The organism is Acidovorax sp. GW821-FHT09A11, assembly GCF_059418365.1.
The window spans coordinates 102754-122415 of record NZ_JBWKPS010000005.1 but is presented as its reverse complement, the minus strand read 5'-3'; the positions used below and the strand labels follow the sequence as shown (position 1 = coordinate 122415).

At 66.8% G+C, this 19662-nt stretch carries 18 protein-coding genes; 2 read left to right on the top strand and 16 right to left on the bottom strand.

Annotation, left to right across the window (positions count from 1 at the left end; genetic code table 11):
* From AC07PV_RS14890 to AC07PV_RS14875, 4 genes are read right to left on the bottom strand one after another with little or no spacing between them, the layout of a single operon-like run.
* Entirely contained in the window at nucleotides 1-579 is a 579-nt protein-coding gene (locus AC07PV_RS14890; RefSeq protein WP_218340116.1) for an acyltransferase, read from the bottom strand.
* The gene (locus AC07PV_RS14885) at nucleotides 563-1795 is read right to left on the bottom strand and encodes a lipopolysaccharide biosynthesis protein (RefSeq protein ID WP_494630603.1); all 1233 of its coding nucleotides are present in this window, start codon (nucleotides 1793-1795) and stop codon (nucleotides 563-565) included. The genes AC07PV_RS14890 and AC07PV_RS14885 overlap by 17 nt, the downstream gene beginning before the upstream one ends.
* Complete coding sequence (locus AC07PV_RS14880; RefSeq protein ID WP_218340118.1) at nucleotides 1792-3702, bottom strand: polysaccharide biosynthesis protein; 1911 nt, start codon at nucleotides 3700-3702, stop codon at nucleotides 1792-1794. Before AC07PV_RS14880 ends, AC07PV_RS14885 begins: the two co-directional genes overlap by 4 nt.
* 46 nt (nucleotides 3703-3748) lie before the next feature.
* Nucleotides 3749-4390 (bottom strand): LON peptidase substrate-binding domain-containing protein, encoded by a 642-nt coding sequence (locus AC07PV_RS14875; RefSeq protein ID WP_218295575.1) that lies wholly within the window; start codon nucleotides 4388-4390, stop codon nucleotides 3749-3751.
* Between the two features lie 79 nt (nucleotides 4391-4469).
* On the opposite strand from AC07PV_RS14875, the gene AC07PV_RS14870 reads away from it, so the two are divergent.
* The gene (locus AC07PV_RS14870; protein ID WP_218295574.1) at nucleotides 4470-5018 is read left to right on the top strand and encodes a YggT family protein; all 549 of its coding nucleotides are present in this window, start codon (nucleotides 4470-4472) and stop codon (nucleotides 5016-5018) included.
* A 239-nt stretch (nucleotides 5019-5257) separates the two neighbouring features.
* Here AC07PV_RS14870 and accD read toward each other — a convergent pair whose 3' ends face one another.
* The 7 genes from accD to asd all read right to left on the bottom strand — a co-directional run bounded on the left by accD (nucleotide 5258) and on the right by asd (nucleotide 14071).
* Complete coding sequence (gene accD / locus AC07PV_RS14865) at nucleotides 5258-6130, bottom strand: acetyl-CoA carboxylase, carboxyltransferase subunit beta (protein ID WP_218295573.1); 873 nt, start codon at nucleotides 6128-6130, stop codon at nucleotides 5258-5260.
* Between the two features lie 176 nt (nucleotides 6131-6306).
* A complete protein-coding gene (trpA, locus tag AC07PV_RS14860) occupies nucleotides 6307-7116 on the bottom strand; it encodes a tryptophan synthase subunit alpha (protein WP_218295572.1) in 810 nt (269 codons plus the stop codon).
* On the bottom strand, nucleotides 7113-8390 hold the full coding sequence (trpB, locus tag AC07PV_RS14855; RefSeq protein ID WP_494630602.1) for a tryptophan synthase subunit beta: 1278 nt from the start codon (nucleotides 8388-8390) through the stop codon (nucleotides 7113-7115). Before trpB ends, trpA begins: the two co-directional genes overlap by 4 nt.
* Nucleotides 8368-9123, bottom strand: coding sequence for a phosphoribosylanthranilate isomerase (locus tag AC07PV_RS14850; protein ID WP_218340119.1), 756 nt, complete (start codon nucleotides 9121-9123; stop codon nucleotides 8368-8370). Before AC07PV_RS14850 ends, trpB begins: the two co-directional genes overlap by 23 nt.
* On the bottom strand, nucleotides 9120-9941 hold the full coding sequence (gene truA, locus AC07PV_RS14845) for a tRNA pseudouridine(38-40) synthase TruA (RefSeq protein ID WP_218340120.1): 822 nt from the start codon (nucleotides 9939-9941) through the stop codon (nucleotides 9120-9122). The genes AC07PV_RS14850 and truA overlap by 4 nt, the downstream gene beginning before the upstream one ends.
* A gap of 49 nt (nucleotides 9942-9990) precedes the next feature.
* Nucleotides 9991-12651, bottom strand: coding sequence for a motility hub landmark protein FimV (locus tag AC07PV_RS14840; RefSeq protein WP_494630601.1), 2661 nt, complete (start codon nucleotides 12649-12651; stop codon nucleotides 9991-9993).
* A 289-nt stretch (nucleotides 12652-12940) separates the two neighbouring features.
* A complete protein-coding gene (asd, locus tag AC07PV_RS14835) occupies nucleotides 12941-14071 on the bottom strand; it encodes an aspartate-semialdehyde dehydrogenase (RefSeq protein WP_494630600.1) in 1131 nt (376 codons plus the stop codon).
* A gap of 367 nt (nucleotides 14072-14438) precedes the next feature.
* Here asd and AC07PV_RS14830 point away from each other — a divergent pair, with 367 nt between their 5' ends.
* A complete protein-coding gene (locus AC07PV_RS14830) occupies nucleotides 14439-15113 on the top strand; it encodes a dihydrodipicolinate reductase C-terminal domain-containing protein (RefSeq protein WP_218340123.1) in 675 nt (224 codons plus the stop codon).
* Nucleotides 15114-15188: 75 nt separating this feature from the next.
* Here AC07PV_RS14830 and leuB read toward each other — a convergent pair whose 3' ends face one another.
* The 5 genes from leuB to AC07PV_RS14805 form a co-directional block, all read right to left on the bottom strand.
* Nucleotides 15189-16262 carry a 3-isopropylmalate dehydrogenase gene (leuB, locus tag AC07PV_RS14825; protein ID WP_218295565.1) on the bottom strand — a complete coding sequence of 358 codons (1074 nt, stop codon included), beginning with the start codon at nucleotides 16260-16262 and terminating at the stop codon, nucleotides 15189-15191.
* Between the two features lie 89 nt (nucleotides 16263-16351).
* Nucleotides 16352-17002 carry a 3-isopropylmalate dehydratase small subunit gene (leuD, locus tag AC07PV_RS14820; protein ID WP_218340124.1) on the bottom strand — a complete coding sequence of 217 codons (651 nt, stop codon included), beginning with the start codon at nucleotides 17000-17002 and terminating at the stop codon, nucleotides 16352-16354.
* Nucleotides 17003-17015: 13 nt separating this feature from the next.
* Entirely contained in the window at nucleotides 17016-17141 is a 126-nt protein-coding gene (locus AC07PV_RS14815) for an entericidin A/B family lipoprotein (protein ID WP_010463809.1), read from the bottom strand.
* A gap of 12 nt (nucleotides 17142-17153) precedes the next feature.
* The gene (gene leuC / locus AC07PV_RS14810) at nucleotides 17154-18575 is read right to left on the bottom strand and encodes a 3-isopropylmalate dehydratase large subunit (protein WP_494630599.1); all 1422 of its coding nucleotides are present in this window, start codon (nucleotides 18573-18575) and stop codon (nucleotides 17154-17156) included.
* Nucleotides 18576-18607: 32 nt separating this feature from the next.
* Nucleotides 18608-19561, bottom strand: a complete 954-nt coding sequence (locus AC07PV_RS14805; RefSeq protein WP_218340126.1) for a LysR family transcriptional regulator — start codon at nucleotides 19559-19561, stop codon at nucleotides 18608-18610.
* Nucleotides 19562-19662: the final 101 nt, after the last annotated feature.

Below are 19662 nucleotides of genomic sequence, written 5' to 3'. Positions count from 1 at the left end.
TCAGATCGTCCGCGTCCAGGATTCGTAGTGCGGGCGCAGTTCTGGATGCTGCGAAAGCAGGCGCTCATCCTGTTCGCGCACGTCGCCGATCTGGCGCGCCGGGACCCCCGCAACAATGGCGAAGTCGGGCACCTCGCCGCGCACCTGCGAGTAGGCACACACCACCACCCCTTTGCCGATGCGCGTGCCGGCTTCGATCAGGCTGTGGGGGCCGATGAAGGTGTAGGCGCCGATCTCGATGGGCGCGCTGATGTAGCCAGGCTTGGAGCCCTCGTGGACTGCGTAGCCGCTGCCCAGGAGGCGAATGGCGCGGTGGGAGCTGTGCGTCACGATGCTGACGAAGTTGGTGATCTGGACCCCTTGCCCAATCTGCAGGCCCGCTGTGGCGTCGATGAAATTGAATTGGCCGATGAACACGTGGTCTGCCAGCCGCAGTGCGTGCTCCCCCTCGATGCAGGTGCTGGGGGCGATGCGGGTGTTTGGCAGAGGCTGGCCGAGGTGGTTGCTTTCCCCGAAGACGATGCGATGGAGCAGCGCATGCCAGAGGCGGCGGCGCCATCGGTTAAACACGGCTCTCATGGGGCACCTCCCTCCAGTTCGCCAACACCCAGAAATAATAGGCAAAGTAGGCCAGCATGCTCGCTGACACGCCCCATCCGGCACCTTGCAGGCCGCCCAGGTACAGGCCCAGCAGCAGTCCGGCGAAGAAAAGGCATTGTCCGATCAATGCCAGGCGCAGCGCCCAGGCCTGTGCATTCCAGGCCATGGTGACCACGGCAAGGGGTGACGCCACGAAGTGCAGGGCGATGTACGGGGCGATGGCCCGTGCAAGTTCCCCTGTCTGGGTCCATCTTGCCCCAAAGGCCAGGGCGAAAATATCCGGCCCCCAGAGGAGAAGGATCGCCGCGAGCGGGCAGGCCAGGGCAGCGAGCCCCAGCATGGCCCGGCGCACCAGCGCCCGGGCGTCGCCAGGGCTCTCTGCCTTCAGAAGGCGCGGGTACAGGGTTTGCGACAGCGCACCCCCGACGAGGGTTGCCGGGGCCTTGAGATAGCGCAGTGCCAGGGCCCAGAACCCCGCTGAGGCGTCCCCTGTCCAGGCTGCCACCAGCACCAGCGTGAGCGTATCCTGCAGCGCACCCATGAACGCGTGTGGCGTGTTGAGCAGGGGGAAGTCCTTGTGCTGCAGGGCCATGGACCGCAGCCTGGCAAGGGGCTGGCGCCACATGGCCGTCCAGCCCCCGGCTGGCGCCGGCCGGGCCAGCATCCAAGCCCCTCCCAGGCTGGCCAGCGTGGCCCCGAGCACCAGGCCCAGGGGGCCGGCCTTCAGCAGGCCGAGCACGAGCTGCAGGATGGCGCCCCCACCTTGCTGCAGCAGCCTTGCCGCCGACAGCAGTCCAAAACGCTGCGACCGGGTGGCCCACATGGTGAGCCATTGCATGGCGCCGCCCGCCAGCACCGCGAAGGGCAGTGCCCAGGCCATCGGCATGCGTTGCCAGAGCATGAGCACGGCAGCAGTTGCGGCGGAAGCCGCCGTCACCGCGAGCAGCACGCGCGCGCACAAAGCCATGAGTTCGGCAGCCCGTGGCTCCGTGGATTCCAGGGGGAGTGCGAATTCGTAGCGCGCGCAGCCGACCACCGCCATGTTGGTGGCCAACGCCCACAGCAGCGCGAACTGCCCGAAGGCCTCCGGGCTGTACAGGCGCGTGAGCGCCGGGCCCAGCACGAGTGGAATGGCGTGGGCCGCAACGCTGCCCGTGAGCAGGGTCAGCGTTGCCCGCAGGAGTCCCGGCTTCATGGCAGTGCTTGTGTTTCAGGACGGTAGCCCGGCACCAGCTGGCCCAGCAGGGCCGTCATGGCGGCCCGATCGCCATCGCGCGCGGCCTGCTGCAGTGACTGCAGCAGGGCCTGCAGTTCGGCCCAGGGGCGAAACTCCTCGCGGGCCCGCAGTATGCGGGGGTGGACGGTGGGCAGCGGGTTGTCTCCAATCAGCAGCTCTTCGAAGAGTTTCTCGCCGGGGCGCAATCCCGTGAAGACGATTTCGATGTCGCCCTCGGGGTGCTGGTCGTCGCGCACTGTCAGGCCCGACAGGGCCACCATGCGTTGCGCGAGGTCCAGGATCTGTAGCGGCTCGCCCATGTCCAGCAGGAATACGTCGCCCCCGTCCGCCATCGTCCCCGCCTGCAGCACGAGCTGGGCCGCTTCGGCGATGGTCATGAAATAGCGCGTGACATCGGGATGCGTCACCGTGAGGGGGCCGCCGGCCGCGATCTGCTGGCGGAACAGCGGTATCACGCTGCCGCTGGAGCCCAGCACATTGCCAAAGCGCACCATGGACAGGCGTGTCGGGCATCTCCAGCCCGGTGGGCTTTCGGCCGAGAGCCCGAAAGGCATGCGCTGGGACGCCGCGACGGCTTGCAGCACCATTTCTGCCACACGCTTGGTGGCGCCCATGATGTTGGTGGGGCGAACAGCCTTGTCTGTGGAAATCAGGACGAAGTGGCGAGCGCCATGCTTCAGCGCGACCTGCACCATATTGAGCGTGCCGAACACGTTGTTCAGGATGCCTTCGCCCGGATTGGCTTCCACCATGGGCACGTGCTTGTAGGCGGCTGCGTGGTAGATGGAGGTGGGGCTGTACTGCTGGCAGATGTCGTCCATGCGCTGCTTCTGGTTGACGCTGGCGAGCAGGGGTACCAGGGCGCACTGGTGCGCGCCCTGGTGGGCGAGCGCCTGCAGCTCGTGGTGAATGGAATACAGCGCATATTCGCTGTGATCCACGAGCAGCAGCTGGCGGGGGCCCTCGCGCACGATCTGCCGGCACAGCTCGCTGCCGATGCTGCCGCCGGCGCCGGTGACCATCACCACGGCGCTCTCGAGATCGCGCCCCAGCAAGCCAGGGTCCGGGGCCACCGGTTCGCGGCCCAGCAGGTCCTCGATCTCGAGGTCCTGGAAGTCGGTGACCGTGACCCGGCCGCTGGCGAGGTCCGACAGGCCGGGCAGGGTGCGTATCCGAACGGGCAATTGGCGCAGGCTTTCGATGATCTGCCGGCGCCGCAGGCGCGTGGTGCTGGGCAGTGCCAGCAGCACATCGGTGATCGCGAGCCGGCGCGCCACCTCGGGCAGTGCAGTGGGGGAATGCACCCGCACTCCGTTGATGCTGCGTCCGACCTTGCTCGGATCGTCATCGACAAAGCCCTTGAGCACGTACTGGCGCATGGCGCCCAGTCCCGCTGCGGTCTGGGCGCCAGCGCTGCCGGCTCCGTAGATCAGCAGGCGGTAGGGGGCATGGCTGCTGTGGCCGGCCAGCGCCAGCCACCCCAGTGCGCGGCTGGAGCCCACCAGGAGCATGAACAGCAGGGGCTGCAGAACGCCGACGCTGCGTGGCACGCCTTCCCATTGCGCTGCCAGGAGGCAGCCCAGCAGGAGTGCTCCATAGATGGCCACCGCCTTGCCGGTGGTGATGAGTGCCGTGATTCCTGTATAGCGGAATATCGCGCGGTACAGCCCCAGTTTGGCGAAAATGGGAAACGCCAGGGCCGGGGCCAGTGCATACGCGAGCCACTGCATGCCTTCGGGCCAGTGCGGTGTCTCCAGCCTCAGCGTGAAGGCGAGCCACATGGCGACGAGGCCCAGGCAAACGTCCATCGCCACCACCACAACGCGCTTGGCTGCGCGCGACCAGCCCAGGATGCGGTTCAGCATGGGCGTTCAAAGGGGAGGCTGGGTGGGATGGCGGCGGGTTTGCGGCTCATTGTGTTGGCGCAATCCCCGTACGCTCGAGCACGTCCCCGACCAGCTCCAGCCGCACCAGCGGGTTGTCCAGTTCCATCAGGCGCTGCTTGAGTTCCAGGGGCACGGGCAGCAGTTCGCACCAGCGATTGGCCACCCATCCGCAGTCGTCCAGCTGCGCAGCCGTCGGGATGATCGCGGTCGGGGTGTCCGGGTCACGCTGGTGCAGGGTGTGGAGCACCTGCGCGAGCGCCGTCGCGGCCTTCTTGAGATCCTCTGGCACCGCGACGGTCAGGTCCTGGTCGATATGCCCCACATCGGCGATCCACAGGCCATGGGGCAGGTGGCTGCGCTGGGTGATGCGAAAGCGCTGGCCGCCCCGGCACAGCAGGGTGATCAGGCCGGGCTGCGGCGTGTCGATCTGCTCGATGACCGCCAGGGTGCCCACGTCGTTGAATTGCTCTTCGGGCGCGCCGGCCTGGCGCACTTCGCGGCCTTGCGTGAGGGCCACCACGCCAAAAGGCGCACCGGCCTGATGGCATTTGCGCACCATGTCCAGGTAGCGCACCTCGAACACGCGCAGGGCCAGCACACCGCCCGGGAACAGCACGGAACCCAGGGGGAAAAGGGGCAAGGATGACAGGGTGAGGGGTTGTGTCATGAATGGGGGAATGCCTTGGCCCGCTATCATCCCATGGCGCAGCCTGCTTTCGCAGCGGCCCCTTGCTTTTGTCTCATCCATGCTCTACCAGATCGCCTCATTCCTGCTCGACGTTGTTGGTGGCCTGCTCACGGGGGCCTGCCTGCTGCGCCTGTATATGCAATGGCAGCGCATCCCGTTTTCCAACCCTGTCGGCGGGCTGGTTTTTGCACTGACGGACTGGCTGGTCATGCCGCTGCGCAAGGTGATTCGGCCCGTGGGGCGCTGGGATGTGTCAAGCCTCGTCGCGGCCGCGCTGTTGCAACTGCTGCAGTATTTCCTGCTCACGCTCCTGCTGGGCGCGGCGTCCGCATGGGCGTGGCTGCCGTGGCTTGCCTTGTTCGGGCTGGCGCGTGTGGCGGTGTCGGGGCTGATCGGCCTCCTGATCGTCCATGCCGTGATGTCCTGGGTGCAGGCACGGTCGCAACTCTCGGACGTGATCGCCCGGCTGTGCGAGCCGGTGTTGCGGCCATTTCGCCGCATCATCCCGCTGGTCGGAGGGATCGATCTGTCGCCCCTGGCCGTGCTGGTGCTGCTGCAGGTGGCCATGATCGTGCTGGGCCATCTGCAGGCCAGCGTGATGAGGTAACCCCCCTGAGTCGCCTTCGGCGCCTTCCCGCTCAAGGGGATGAGGGGGACGCGGGCCTCGCTGCGGAGCAGCCCTTCCTTGCCCTCTCTGGCAGGCACCGCGCGGTATCAACGGCTGCGTGCTGTCCGGTGGGTGATCAAATATGCCTCTGGCGCTTATCTGGTAAGCGCTGACAGCTATCAAAAAAGAAGCAATCCTCTCGTGGGGCACCTTTGCGGACCCGCTGTCCCGCGGATGACTTACATCACTGCGTCAGCGGGCAAACGCTGCAGCATGGCCAGGCTGCTGGCCACGGTGTTGCGCAGCTCGCGGCGGTCGCAGATGAAGTCCACGGCGCCCTTGGTCTGCAGGAATTCGGCGCGCTGGAAGCCTTCTGGCAGCGTCACGCGCACGGTGGATTCGATCACGCGCGGGCCGGCAAAGCCGATCAGGGCCTTGGGCTCGGCAATCACGATGTCGCCCACAAAGGCAAAGCCGGCGCTCACGCCGCCCATGGTCGGGTCAGTCAGCACGCTGATGTAGGGCAGGCCCTTCTTGGCCAGGCGGGTGAGGGCCGCATTGGTCTTGGCCATCTGCATCAGGGACAGCAGGCCTTCCTGCATGCGCGCACCGCCGGTGGCGGTGAAGCAGATGAAAGGCACTTTCTGCTCGATGGCGGTTTCCACGCCCCGCACGAAGCGCTCGCCCACCACGGAGCCCATGGAGCCGCCCATGAAGTCGAACTCGAAGCACGCGGCCACCACGTTGATGCTCTTGACCGCGCCGCCCATGACGATGAGGGCGTCGGTCTCGCCGGTGTTCTCCAGGGCTTCCTTCAGGCGCTCGGGGTATTTGCGGCTGTCCTTGAACTTGAGGGCGTCCACGGGCAGCACTTCCTGGCCGATTTCGTAGCGGCCTTCGGCATCCAGGAAGGCATTGAGCCGCGCGCGGGCGCCGATGCGGTGGTGGTGGCTGCAGTGGGGGCAGACGTTCTGGTTGTGCTCCAGATCGGCCTTGTAAAGCACCGTCTCGCAGCTCGGGCACTTGATCCACAGGCCTTCAGGCACCTGGCGGCGCTCGGTGGGGTCCGTTTGCTGGATCTTGGAGGGCAGAAGTTTTTCGAGCCAGGACATGGTTTTCCTCTGTATGAATGGGCCAGCAGCGGCGGCACGGCCTTGAAACTGGCGCGGCCCAAAGGCCACGGCTCCCGCGCAAGGGCCGCCCCGCCGCGCTGGGAGCGTCCCCCTTCCCGCGCAAAGCGCGAGAGAAGGGGGAAACGGCAAAGCCGCTCAGGGGGATGCTCTTTATTCTACGCGTCCAAAGCCTTGCGGATGCCGCGCAGGAAGTCGATGGTCAGGGGCACCACCTTGGCGTGTTCCTGGTCCTCGATGAGCTGGATGATGCGGCTGCCGATGACCACGGCATCCGCCACCTTGCCGATCGCCTGGGCCGTGGCCGCATCGCGGATGCCGAAGCCCACGCCCACGGGGATGGTCACATGCTGGCGGATGCGGGGCAGCATCTGCTCCACGGCCGAGGTGTCGAGCGCGCCCGAACCGGTCACGCCCTTGAGCGATACGTAGTACACATAGCCGCTGGCCACGCGCGCCACCTGGGCCATGCGTTCATCCGTGCTGGTGGGGGCCAGCAGGAAGATCAGGTCCATGCCGTGCGCGCGCAGGCTGGCCGCGAAGGCCTCGCATTCCTCGGGCGGGTAGTCCACGATGAGCACGCCATCGACACCGGCCTCGGCGCTGTCGCGCACAAAGGCGCCTGCGCCGTGGATCTGGTCATAGCGCTCCACCGGGTTCGCGTAGCCCATCAGCACCACGGGCGTGGTGCTGTTGCGCTTGCGGAACTCGCGCACGTGGTCCAGCACCTGCACCATGCCCACACCCAGGCCCAGCGCCTTTTCGCCCGCCTTCTGGATGACGGGGCCGTCGGCCATGGGGTCGGAGAAGGGCACGCCCAGTTCGATCACGTCGGCACCGGCCTCCACCATGCCGTGCATGAGGGCGGGCGTGATGTCGGCAAACGGAAAACCGGCGGTGACATAGGGAATCAGCGCCTTGCGGCCCTGGGCTTTCAGCTGTTCGAAAGTGGTGTCTATGCGGCTCATGGCTTGGCGTCTCCTGGGGCGCCCTTGACGGTCAGGCCGCGCATGGAGGGGCGGTCGTAGAAATCTTCTCCTGACAGGTCGGCCACGGTGCCGATGTCCTTGTCGCCCCGGCCCGAGAGGTTGACCAGGATGGACTGGTCCGGCCGCATCGTGGGTGCAAGCTTGAGGGCATAGGCGAAGGCGTGGCTCGATTCCAGCGCCGGGATGATGCCTTCGGTGCGGCACAGGTGGTGGAAGGCGGACAGCGCTTCCTGGTCGGTGATGCCCACGTACTCGGCGCGTCCGATCTCCTGCAGCCATGCGTGCTCGGGACCTACGCCGGGGTAGTCCAGGCCCGCGCTGATGCTGTGCGTCTCGGTGATCTGGCCGTTGGCATCCTGCAGGATTAAGGTGCGGTTGCCGTGCAGCACGCCACTGGAGCCACGCTGCAGCGATGCCGAGTGCTTGCCGCTGTCCAGACCTTCGCCGGCGGCCTCCACGCCGATCAGGCGCGTCTTCTCGAACGGGATGTACGGATGGAAGATGCCCATGGCATTGCTGCCGCCGCCCACGCAGGCGATCACGGCATCGGGCTGCTCGGCGGCGATCTTCTGCGCGGCGAGCATGGGGGGCATCTGTTCGATGGCTTCCTTGCCGATCACGCTCTGGAAATCGCGCACCATCATCGGGTAGGGGTGCGGGCCCGCCACCGTGCCGATGATGTAGAACGTGTTGTCCACATTGGCCACCCAGTCGCGCATGGCCTCGTTGAGCGCGTCCTTCAGGGTCTTGCTGCCCGACTCGACAGGCACGACGGTGGCGCCCAGCAGTTTCATGCGAAAGACGTTCGGGCTCTGGCGCTTCACGTCCTCGCTGCCCATGTAGACCACGCATTCCAGGCCGTAGCGCGCGCAGATCGTGGCCGTGGCCACGCCGTGCTGGCCGGCGCCCGTCTCGGCAATGATGCGGGGCTTGCCCATGCGCTTGGCGAGCATGGCCTGGCCGATCACGTTGTTGATCTTGTGGGCGCCGGTGTGGTTGAGGTCTTCGCGCTTGAGGTAGATCTGCGCGCCGCCCGTTTCGCGGCTGGTGCGCGCGGCGTGGTACACGGGCGATGGGCGGCCCACGAAGTGCTTGAGCTCGTAGTGGAATTCTGCGAGGAACTCCGGGTCGTTCTGGTAGCGGGCATACGCCTCGCGCAGTTCCTGGATGGCGTGGGTCAGTGTCTCGCTGACGAAACTGCCGCCGTAGGAGCCGAAATGGCCTGAAGCATCAGGTTGCTGATAGGAATTCATGAGGGTTCTTTGCAAGTTGGGCATCGGCCGCGCGCACGGCGGCGATGAACCGATGGATTTTTCCGGCGTCCTTGATGCCCTTCAGGGGCTTGCCATCGGGGCTGTTCGGATCTACGGCCTCGACGCCGGAGCTGACATCAACCGCCAGCGTCTTGCAACGCGGGCGGACTTGCAAAATGCCATCGGTCACGTTTGCAGGCGTGAGTCCACCAGACAAAACGAGGTGAGAGCTGACGCTTGGTGGAAGGAGTGACCAATTGAATGCCTTGCCGCCGCCGCCGTACCCCTCGACATGGGCGTCGAGCAGGATGGCCTGGGCGTGGGAGTAATCGTGCGCGTATTTTACGAGGTCGAACCGTGCCGCACCGTCGCCAAGGGGAATGCGCGCGGCCCGCAGGTAAGGCCGTGCCCCCTGGCCGGTGGCGGCCAGGCAATCCTCGGGCGTCTCGTCACCATGAAATTGTATGGTGGCGCCCGCTATCAAAGCGCTGGCAGCTATCACTTTGGGAGCGGTTTCATTCACGAAGAGCAAAACCGGCGTGACAAAAGGGGGCAGGCGCCAGGCCAGCTGTGCCGCGCGTTCGGGTGTCACGGCCCGTGGGCTGGGGGCGTAGAGCACGAATCCGACGGCATCCGCGCCAGCCGCCACGGCCGCGTCGACGTCTTCTTCGCGGGTCAGGCCACAGATCTTGATGCGGGTGCGGGCCGGGGAGGGGACTTCTTTGGCTTTCATGGCAGCCAATCATACGCAGCCGTGCGCTGGGGCAGGCCCCACGAGGCGTCGTAGACAGGGCCTTGAAAATACAGTCCATCCGGAGAGAACGTGGGTGCCGCGGCGTCGCGCGATCTTGCCGCGAGTACCTGCGCTACCCACTGCGGAGGGTATTTGCCTTGGCCCACGGCCACCAGGCAGCCCATGATGTTGCGGATCATGTGGTGCAGGAACGCGTTGGCCTCGAACTCGAAGCGCCAGTAGCAGGAACTCCAGCCCAGTTCCGGGTGCGGGGCGTTGAGGCCCCGGCGCGAGATATCGATGCGCTGCAGGGTCTTGACGGGCGACTTGGCCTGGCACGCGGATGCACGAAACGAGGTGAAGTCATGTTCGCCCAGCAGGTGGTCTGCGGCCTGGCGCATCGCATCGTGATGGAGCGGGTGGAATACCCATCCCACGCGCCCCGAGTCCACGCTGGGCCGCACGGGTGATTGCAGCAGCACATACGCATAGCGCCGCGCGACGGCGCTGGCCCGGGCGTGAAAACTGTCCGGCACGGGCTGCGCCCATTGCACGGCAATGTCGGCAGGGAGGAAGGTATTGGTGCCGCGCACCCACGAAGCGCAGGGGCGGTTCAGTGGCGTGTCGAAGTGCACCACCTGCATCAGTCCATGGACGCCGGCATCCGTTCTGCCGGCGCACAGCGTGCTGACGGGGTGCGTGGCAAAGCGGCCCAGGGCCGCTTCGAGCTTGTCTTGAATGGTGTCGCCGGACAGCTGGCTTTGCCAGCCGCTGTAGGCCTGGCCGTTGTAGCTGACACCCAGCGCCACCCGGGTCATGGGGTGGCGGCCTGGGGGCGGGCGGGGGCGGCCTGCGGGGCGGGCCGCATCAACCCAGTTCGGCCAGCATGCGCTGGGCGCGGGTCTTGAGGGCGCCGCTGGACTCGGCAACCACTTCTTCGATCAGCGTGCGTGCACCATCCGTATCACCGATGGCATTGAACTCTTCGGCCAGCGCGAGCTTGGTGGCCAGTGGGTCGTCCTGCGCCGCCGCCGAGCCGTCGTCGCTCAATTCAGGGGTCGGCAGAGGGGCCTTGGCTGCGGGGGCCGCCATGGGCTTGGAGGGGGCGTTCAGGTCCAGCGACAGGTCGCCGAGGTCAAACTCCATCGGGCCGGAGTCCTGGGCATCCGCGGTGAGCGGCATGGGGCCCGAGGGTGCCATGCTCAGGTCGTCCGCCGAAGGAAAGTCCAGATTGGCCACGGGCGGAGGCGCCATCGTGCCCGAGGCTGGTGCCACTTCTGGCGCATTCCAGGCGGGAGCGGTCGCCGACGGCAACTCCGGCAGGTCCAGTTCAGGGCGCAGTGTCTGCGGCTCGTCGGCCGGGTCCGCTGCGCGGCGGGCACCGCCCGATGCCGCGGCCGCGGCTGCCGCTGCGGCAAATCCGCCGGGAGGTGCCGGGGCCACCGCTGGCGCATCGGTCAGCGCGTCGTCGGGCAGGTCCAGATCCAGGTCGAGGTCCAGGTCGGGGGGCAACGCAGCCGTCGCCGCCGCGCCGCCCACGCCCGTGAACGTGCTCGGGAATCCGCCTGGGGGCAGCGATGGCGACTCGTCCTCGGCCATGCCTGGGCGGCCGCCAGGCTGGTAAAGGCGGTTTTCGGGATCCAGATCGCGGCCAAGCTCGGCAATGCGGTTCCAGTCCGGGCCTTCGCCCTGGGTCAGCTTGAACACGTCCCCTGCCACCGCCTCCAGGGCCTTGCGGTCCTGGCGCTTGGCGTAGATCTCACCGAGCTTCACATGCACCGACACGCGGGCAGGGTTGTGGCGGATCGCCTCCTTGAGGATTTCCTCGGCCTGCAGGTCACGGCCATAGGCCAGGTACACGTCGGCTTCGGCCACAGGGTCCACGTCGCCGCCGGCATCGAGCTGGCTGGGTGAGTAGGCCATGGACGAGCCCGTGGTCATCTCGCTGTTGGCGGTATCGACGCGCTGCCCGCCGCTGGCGCCGAAGAACGAATCCGGCTGGATGCGGCTTTCCAGGAAGGAGCTGTCGACGCCCGCATTCTGGCGGCGGCGCTGAACCACGCGGTAGGCGCCATAGCCCAGCAGCAAGGCCAGGAGCCCGCCACCGGCGAGCGGCAGCAGCGGGTCGTCCATGAGGCCGGACAGGAAACCCGGCTCTTCAACTGGTGCGGGAGCCGGTGCGGGAACGCGGACTGGCTTCGCTGGCGCCGATGCGGCCGGAGCGGGTGCGGAGGCAGGCTCGGACGCGGCTTCCGCCGGCACGGCTGCATCTGCCGGCGCGCTGGCTGCGGGAGCAGGGGCTGGTGCCGGGGTTTCCGGCACGGCAGGGGCCGTGGGTGTGGCAGGAACGGCGGGTGCCTGCACTGCCACCGCGGCAGGAGCGCTGGCGGCGCCGGCGGGCGCCGGTGCGGCGCTGCCCGCAGCGGCCGACGCGGCGCCCAGCTTGTTGAGGTCCGTGATGTTCTTGGACAGCTCGGCCATGCGCGTGGCGGCCTCTCCGGCTTGCTTGTCCTTGGCGAGCTGGTCCTCGGCCGCCTTCTGGCCCTTGACGGAACCTTTGGACAGCGTGAGCTTGTCGGGCGCGGCCGTGGCAGGTTTCTTGTCCTCCACACGGGCCTGCACCGCGCCGGAGGCCGAGCGTTCTGCGGCGGCGACCGCGGCGGTGGGGGCGGCACCCGCCAGCTTGCGGCGGAATTCGTTGAAGTCCCGGGCCTGCGCGGCAAGGATCTGACGCGCCTCGGGTGCCGGCGTGGACTGCGCCGCAGCCTGGTCGGGCATCTGCAGGACCGCGCCAGCCTTCAGGCGATTGACATTGCCCTGGATGAAGGCATCGGGGTTCGAGCGCATCATGGCGACCAGCATCTGGTCGAGGGACACGTCGGCGGGGCGGTGAGCGTTCGCAATGCGGCCCGCCGTGTCGCCTGCCTGCACCCTGACTCCATCGGCGGGGGCGGGGCGGGCGGCCACGGCTGGCTGACGCGGCGTCGGCGGTGCGGCAGGGGCCGCCGCTGCGGGGGATTCGCTGGCCCGCGGGGCGACCGGCGCGCGCACGGCAGGAGCCTGCTGGGTGGCCGGCGCAGGCAGCTGCGGAGAGGCCGTCACCGCTGGCGCGGGACGGCGCAGCGTGGGCGGGTCGAACAGCATGGTGTAGCTGCGCACGATGCGGCCCGAGCCCCAGTTGGCGTCCAGCACCAGGTCGAGGAAGGGTTCGTTCACCGGCCGGCTGCTCGTCAGGCGCAGCACGGCCGTGCCATCCGGGCGGCGCTGCAGCTGGATCTGCAGATTGTTGATGGTGGGCGTGTATTCCATGCCCTGGGCGCGGAACACGTCCGGGGAGGCCGTGGTGGCCCGCAAGCTGTCCGCTTCGGCGGGAGTGATCTGGGGCAGGTCGATTTCGGCGCGCAGGGGCTCGCCCAGGGCAGACTGCACGGTGATGCGGCCCAGCGCCAGGGCCGAGGCGTCGCCCGCGTACAAGCCGGCCGACACTACGGCTGCCGCCGCCAGGGCAGAGAATTTCCAACGATGCATGTTTGCCAACAACTGAGTAGGTTTTTGTGCGGCTCGGTCGAGCGGTGCTTTTTTTCTCATGGTCTGGTCCCGCCCCGGCGCGTGAAAATATGTAAAAAGCACCATAGCATCAATGTTTTGCACTGACAAGCTGAGGTGGCGCCGAAGCTTTGAGAGGGGTCCTGGCGCCCCAAGTTGGGGCGCCAAGATGTTGCCAATTGCCAACGTGGCGTAACTGAGTGTGTCAAGACCCCTGGCGCAAAAAAGCGCGCGCAGCCGGGGCTGCGCGCGCTTTTCGGGGGGCCGGAGCTCAGGCGTCGAGCAGGATGCGCAGCATGCGGCGCAGCGGTTCGGCCGCGCCCCACAGCAGCTGGTCGCCAATGGTGAACGCGCCGACATATTCAGGCCCCATGGCCAGCTTGCGGATGCGGCCCACGGGGATGTCCATGGTGCCGGTCACCGCCACGGGCGTCAGGTCCTTGATGGTGGCTTCCCGGGTGTTGGGCACGACCTTCACCCACTCGTTGTCGGCGGCGATCATTGCCTCCAGGTCCGCCAGGGGCACGTCCTTCTTTAGCTTGAAGGTCAGCGCCTGGCTATGGCAGCGCATGGCGCCCACGCGCACGCAGAAGCCGTCCACCGGCACGGCGGGGGCGCTGAAGCCCTCGCCCTGGCCCAGGATCTTGTTGGTTTCCGCCATGCCCTTCCATTCTTCCTTGGACATGCCGTTGCCCAGGTCCTTGTCGATCCAGGGGATCAGGCTGCCGCCCAGCGGCACGCCGAAGTTGGCGGTTTCAGCGCCCGTCAGGGCGCGTTGCTTGGCGATCACCTTGCGGTCGATTTCCAGGATGGCGCTCTTGGGGTCATCGAGCAGGGCCTTCACTTCGGCGTTGAGCGTGCCGTACTGCGTGAGCAGCTCGCGCATGTGCTGCGCGCCGCCGCCGGAGGCCGCCTGGTAGGTTTGCGTGCTCATCCATTCCACGAGACCCGCCTTGTACAGGGCGCCTACGCCCATCAGCATGCAGCTCACGGTGCAGTTGCCGCCAATCCAGTCCTTGCCGCCCTGGGCCAGGGCGTTCTTGATCACGGGCATGTTGACCGGGTCCAGCACGATGACGGCGTTCTTCTCCATGCGCAGGGAGGAGGCGGCGTCGATCCAGTGGCCGTTCCAGCCGGCGGCGCGCAGCTTGGGATAGACCTCGTTGGTGTAGTCGCCGCCCTGGGCGGTGATGATGATTTCGCAGCGCTTGAGGGCATCGATGTCGAACGCGTCCTGCAGGGTGGTCTCGTTCCGTGCCTGCGCGGGAGCCTTGCCGCCCGCGTTCGAGGTGGAGAAGAACATCGGCTCGATCAGGTCGAAATCCTTCTCCTGCGCCATGCGGTCCATCAGGACCGAGCCGACCATTCCGCGCCAGCCAACCAACCCTACCAACTTGCTCATTTCAACGCCCTTTCTAAATAAGAAACAGTGCCAGACCGGACTGCTCGCCTGGCTCGTCTGGCCAGGGAGGGCGCACGACGAACCAGGCTGAGTCAGCCCTTAATGGTCGTGGTTTTGGTGATGGTTGCGCGCGCAGCCACACCGGCCGTGGCGGCGGGTGCGATGTTCAGGGCGAACGGGCGGGCGGCAAACATAGGCGAATATTGTACCGGATACGGCCTGGATCCGGGTGCGCCGGCGGCCCTGCGGCGCGCGCCCTCCGTGGGCGGCGCAAAAAGAGCCCGCCCAGCCGGGCTGGCCGCACGCCACGCCGGTGCGGCGGTCTACAGTGCTGCCTTTGCCTCCTTTGTTCAATTCGAAAGTAGAAATGCAAGTCATCGTTGTGGGGTCAGGCAAGCTGGCCAAGGAGCTTCTGGGGGCGCTGCCTGCCCGTGGCGAAGCGCAGGTTTTGCCATGGGCCGGTGAGGGGCAGCGTGCAGAAAAATCTGTCGTGCTGCATGCCGGTTCCGGCAGGGAGCTGGAGGCTGCCTGCGCCTTTTGCGAATCCACGCACTCCCCGTTGGTGGAACTGGCCACCGGGTCCGGGCTGGAAGGGCGTGTGGTGGGTTTTCCGGTCGTCCTGTGTCCGAACACCAACATCCTCATGCTCAAGTTCATGGCCATGCTGGAGCGCAGCGGGCCTCTGTTTCGCGGCTACCGCACCGGGCTGACCGAATCCCACCAGGCCCAGAAGTCCTCGGTGCCGGGCACGGCCGTCAGCATGGCGCAGGCGCTGGGCCTGGCGCCGGGGGACATCCGGTCCGTGCGCGATGCCGGGGTGCAACGGGACGTGCTGCACATTCCCCAGGAGCATCTCGCCCGCCACGCTTACCACCGGGTGCTGATCGAGGATGGCGCGTGCAGCGTGACGCTGGAAACCCGTGTCTATGGCGATGCACCGTATGCGGAGGGTGTCGCGCACATCGTGGCGGCCGTGCGCGAGCGGCCGCTGGAAAACCGGTGCTATTCCATCATGGAGTTCATCGACAACGCGTGGGTGTAGGCGGCACGCGGGCGCCACAACAATAAAAAAGCGCCGGAGGACCGGCGCTTTTTCGTGACCGCCGGGCGGTGGGGTTCAGGCGGCCAGCGCCTTGACCACTGCATCGCCCATCTGCGCCGTGCCCACCTTGGTGGTGCCTTCGCTGTAGATGTCGGGGGTGCGCAGGCCCTGGGCCAGCACCTTCTGCACCGCGGCTTCGATGCGCTGGGCGGCGGCTTCCTGGTTCAGGCTGAAGCGCAGCATCATCGCGGCCGACAGGATGGTGGCCAGCGGGTTGGCCACGCCCTTGCCGGCGATGTCCGGCGCACTGCCGTGGCTGGGCTCGTACAGGCCCTGGTTGGTGCTGTTCAGGCTGGCCGAGGGCAGCATGCCGATGGAGCCGGTGAGCATGGAGGCTTCGTCCGACAGGATGTCGCCGAACATGTTGCCCGTGACCACCACGTCGAACGCCTTGGGCGCCTTCACGAGCTGCATGGCGGCGTTATCGACATACATGTGCTGCAGCTCGACGTCGGGGTATTCCTTGTGCACGTCGGTGACCACGTCCTTCCAGAACTGGAAGGTTTCGAGCACGTTGGCCTTGTCCACGCTGGTGACCTTCTTGTTGCGCTTGCGCGCAGCCTGGAAGGCGACGTGGGCGATGCGCTCGATCTCGGGGCGGCTGTAGCGCATGGTGTCGAAGGCTTCCTCGGCACCGGGGAAGTGGCCGTCGGTGGCCACGCGGCGGCCGCGGGGCTGGCCGAAGTAGATGTCGCCCGTCAGCTCGCGGATGATGAGGATGTCCAGGCCCGCGATCAGCTCGGGCTTGAGGCTGGATGCACCCACCAGCTGCTCGTAGCAGATGGCGGGGCGGAAGTTGGCGAACAGGCCCAGGTTCTTGCGCAGGCCCAGGATGGCTTGTTCGGGGCGCAGGGGGCGGTCGAGCTTGTCGTATTTCCAGTCGCCCACGGCGCCGAACAGGATGGCGTCGGCTTCCTTGGCGAGCTTGAGCGTGGACTCGGGCAGTGGATGGCCGTGCGCGTCGTACGCCACGCCGCCCACCAGGGCGGACTCCATCTCGAACGGGAGTTCCAGGGCCTCCAGAACCTTGACGGCTTCAGAGACGATTTCGGTGCCAATGCCGTCACCCGGCAGAACTGCGATTTTCATTGAATTTGCTTTGTTTTTGATAGCTATCAGCGCTTATGGGTAAAGCGCTAGAAGCCAATTTGAATGATATTTTGGATGCCTGCGCCGTCTCACGACACCATGGTGTGCGCCAGCCAGGGCTTGGTGGCCAGCCGCTCTACTTCAAAGGCCTTGATCTTGTCGGACTGGCGCAAGGTCAGGCCGATGTCGTCAAAGCCGTTGAGCAGGCAGTATTTGCGGAAGGCCTGCACCTCGAACGGAATCTCTTGGCCCTGCGGACGCACGATGACCTGGCGCTCCAGGTCGATGGTGAGCTGGTAGCCGGGGAAGGCCAGCACTTCGTCGAACAGCTGGGCCACCGTGGCCTCGGGCAGCACGATGGGCAGCAGGCCGTTCTTGAAGCAGTTGTTGAAGAAGATGTCGGCGAAGCTGGGCGCGATCACGGCGCGAAAGCCGTACTGGTCCAGCGCCCAGGGCGCGTGCTCGCGGCTGGAGCCGCAGCCGAAGTTCTTGCGCGCCAGCAGCACGGAGGCGCCCGCGTAGCGCGGCTGGTTCAGCACGAAGTCGGGGTTGGGCTTGCGGCTGGCGGGGTCCTGGCCGGGCTCGCCGTGGTCCAGGTAGCGCCACTCGTCGAACAGGTTCACGCCAAAGCCGGTCTTCTTGATCGACTTGAGGAACTGCTTGGGGATGATCGCGTCGGTATCGACGTTCTCGCGGTCCATCGGGGCCACGAGGCCTTTGAGCAAGGTGAATTTCTGCATGGCGTTCTCTGGATTACTTGGCGGCGCGCTCGAGGGCGCCGCCGGCACGCTGTACGTCCTGGCCCACGCCCTTGACGGTGTTGCAGCCGGCCAGCACGAAGGTGATGGCGAGCACGATGAGGGTTGCGGTCTTTTTCATGACAGGGCTCCTTCAGGCAAATTGACGAATGTCCACAAAGTGGCCGTGCACGGCGGCGGCGGCGGCCATGGCGGGGCTCACCAGGTGCGTGCGGCCGCCAGCGCCCTGGCGCCCTTCGAAGTTGCGGTTGCTGGTGCTGGCGCAGCGCTCGCCGGGCTCCAGGCGGTCGGCATTCATGGCCAGGCACATGGAGCAGCCGGGTTCGCGCCACTCAAAGCCCGCGGCCACAAAGATCTTGTCCAGGCCTTCGCGCTCGGCCTGTTCCTTGACCAGGCCCGAGCCGGGCACGACCATGGCCAGCTTCACGTTGCTGGCGACCTTGCGGCCCAGGTTCTTCACCACGGCGGCGGCTTCGCGCATGTCTTCGATGCGGCTGTTGGTGCACGAACCGATGAACACCTTGTCGATGGTGATGTCGTTGATCGGCTTGCCCGGCTGCAGGCCCATGTAGGTCAGCGCGCGCTCGATGGCGCCGCGCTTGTTGGCGTCCTTTTCCTTGTCGGGGTCGGGCACGCGGGCGTCCACGCCCAGCACCATCTCGGGCGAGGTGCCCCAGGTGACCTGCGGCACGATGTCGGCGGCGTCGAGCTTGACGACGGTGTCGAACTTCGCGTCGGCATCCGAATGCAAGGTCTTCCAGTACGCCACGGCCTGGTCCCATTCCACGCCCGTGGGCGAGAGGGGGCGGCCCTTGACGTAGTCAATGGTCTTGTCGTCCACCGCCACCAGGCCCGCGCGCGCGCCGCCTTCGATGGCCATGTTGCACACGGTCATGCGGCCTTCCATGCTCATGGCGCGGAAGACGGAGCCCGCAAACTCGATGGTGTAGCCCGTGCCGCCGGCCGTGCCGATCTTGCCGATGATGGCCAGCACCACGTCCTTGGGGGTCACGCCTTTGGCCAGCGTGCCTTCCACCTGCACCAGCATGTTCTTGGCCTTCTTGGCCAGCAGGGTTTGCGTGGCCATCACGTGCTCCACCTCGCTGGTGCCGATGCCGTGGGCCAGTGCTCCGAAGGCGCCGTGGGTGCTGGTGTGGCTGTCGCCGCAGACCACGGTCATGCCGGGCAGGGTGGCGCCGTTCTCCGGGCCGATCACGTGCACGATGCCCTGGCGTTTGTGCATGAACGGGAAGAACGCAGCGGGCGAGATCTGCGCCATGTTGTCGTTCAGCGTGGTGATCTGTTCCTTGCTGATTGGGTCGGTGATGCCGTCGTAACCGTTTTCCCAGCCGGTGGTGGGCGTGTTGTGGTCGGCGGTGGCCACGATGGAGCTCATGCGCCAGACCTTGCGGCCCGCCTCGCGCAGGCCTTCGAAGGCCTGCGGACTGGTGACTTCGTGCACCAGGTGCCGGTCGATGTAGAGGATGGAAGTGCCGTCCTCTTCGGTATGGACGACGTGCTCGTCCCAGATCTTGTCGTACAGGGTGCGTCCCATGGGGTGGCTCTCTTCCTTCAGGTGGGGTGATTTTAGTGTTGGGGTCTGGGCGGCATGGCCGCGGCGCGGGGAGCAAGGTGCTCCACCAGCAGCCGGGCGGTGACGGGCAGGGCATCGAAATCGCGGGCCACCACGCGCAGCTCGCGGTGGGCCCAGGCGTCCGTCAGTGCAATGGCCTGCAGCCGGCCCACGCCGCGCATGAGCTCAAAGGCGCGGTCGGGCAGCAAGCCCACGCCCAGGCCGCTGTCGATCATCCGGCACATGGCGTCCAGCCCGGTGACCTGGATGCGCTGGCGCAGCGGGCGCCCGGCCGCCGCAGCCGCCGAGCGCATGGCCAGGCTGATGCTGCTGTTGGCATGCAGGCCAACGATGTCCCAGTCCAGGATGTCTTCAAAATTGATAGCGTCACGTCCCGCCAGTTCATGCGCCTGCGGCACAACCAGCACCAGGTTGTCGGCGCGGTACGGGCGGCTTTGCAGTTCCATGGTGCCGTTGCCGCTGGCCATGCTGACATTGCAGATGCCCAGGTCTGCCGCGCCCTCCTGCACGGCATGCAGCACGTCGCTGCTCAGGTGTTCCTGCAGGTCGATCTTGATCTGGCTGTGCTCCCGGGCGAACGCGCCCAGGTCTTCCGGCAGGAACTGGAAGATGGCCGAGATGTTGGCGTGCATGCGCACATGGCCGCGCACGCCGTCGGCGTATTCGCTGAGTTCACCCTGCATGCGTTCGAGCCCGAACAGCACGGTGCGCGCGTGGTGCAGCAGGCTTTCGCCCGCGGGCGTCAGCGTGACGCCGCGGCTGTGGCGGTAGAGCAGGGCGGTGTCCACGGCTGTTTCCAGGTCGGACAGGCGCTTGCTCACGGCCGATGCGGCAATGAACTCCCGCTCGGCCGCCCGGCCGATGCTGCCCAGCTCGCACACCGCCACAAACAGCTGCAGCGAGGTCAGGTCGATACGGCGCGCAAAACTGCGCTCGGAGCTTTTCATCGTGTCATTGTCTTCTCGAAAAGAGAAGGTTCTGTATTTTCGTCCTATTATGAATTGGTTGCCATCGTTGTGCGCGATGGCTGGGCTGCCGCTCCGCTGTG